The organism is Corynebacterium sp. HMSC06C06 (assembly GCF_001807295.1).
GTDB lineage: Bacteria > Actinomycetota > Actinomycetes > Mycobacteriales > Mycobacteriaceae > Corynebacterium > Corynebacterium striatum.
Genome location: NZ_KV788516.1, coordinates 1 through 1,195 on the forward strand (window position 1 = coordinate 1; position 1,195 = coordinate 1,195).

General features: G+C 66.9%; 1 CRISPR repeat array.

The features are described 5' to 3' along the window. Positions 1 to 6 precede the first annotated feature (6 nt). Positions 7 to 1,194: a CRISPR direct-repeat array (repeat unit 28 nt; unit sequence GTCCGCCCCGCGTAAGCGGGGATGAGCC). Position 1,195 lies beyond the last annotated feature (1 nt).

Consider the following 1,195-nt stretch of genomic DNA (forward strand, 5'->3'; position numbering starts at 1 on the left):
TCATCAGTCCGCCCCGCGTAAGCGGGGATGAGCCCTGGGCAGCACCACGGGTACCGAAAATTCCCGCGTCCGCCCCGCGTAAGCGGGGATGAGCCCTCGGGTTGACACTGCAACCAGGGTGACATATAGTCCGCCCCGCGTAAGCGGGGATGAGCCCTAGCGATAAAGTCAGTAGCACCGGCGGTTAGCGTCCGCCCCGCGTAAGCGGGGATGAGCCCTCGGGTTGACACTGCAACCAGGGTGACATATAGTCCGCCCCGCGTAAGCGGGGATGAGCCCCGCCCCAACATCCTCGACCCGGAAAACCAGTAGTCCGCCCCGCGTAAGCGGGGATGAGCCGCTCTACCGGGCACTAGCCCCGCACCTGATTAAGTCCGCCCCGCGTAAGCGGGGATGAGCCCCCCGTACAGTGGGCACGCCTAGCATCTGAGCTGTCCGCCCCGCGTAAGCGGGGATGAGCCCATTGGCGGACAAGCCAAATTCCTAGCGGATGGGTCCGCCCCGCGTAAGCGGGGATGAGCCCGCGGCACCGACACCGCCCACGGCGGCACCCAAGTCCGCCCCGCGTAAGCGGGGATGAGCCCCGGCAAACTCGCGGGCGGCTGGAACTTCATCAGTCCGCCCCGCGTAAGCGGGGATGAGCCTGGAAGGCAATGCTCGACGCGGTGACAGCCGTGGTCCGCCCCGCGTAAGCGGGGATGAGCCCACCGCGGGAAGTTCACCCTCTTGCTGATTGCTGTCCGCCCCGCGTAAGCGGGGATGAGCCCGGTTGAGGTCAATCTGAAACGCGAGAACATCCGTCCGCCCCGCGTAAGCGGGGATGAGCCCGACTTGGGTGCAGACCCACGCCACGGCATCAGGTCCGCCCCGCGTAAGCGGGGATGAGCCCAACTCATCCTTACCCACACCCTGCGCACGCCGGTCCGCCCCGCGTAAGCGGGGATGAGCCCGCACCATCAAACCAAGTATTGTGCCCCGGCGCGTCCGCCCCGCGTAAGCGGGGATGAGCCCATACACCGCCCTAGTTGACTTCCTTAGAAATCGTCCGCCCCGCGTAAGCGGGGATGAGCCCGCGGAACAGCCGCCACATAGTACCCATCAGGAGTCCGCCCCGCGTAAGCGGGGATGAGCCCCACGTCCGATGACCCGGGGAATGCATCGGGTTGTCCGCCCCGCGTAAGCGGGGATGAGCCCC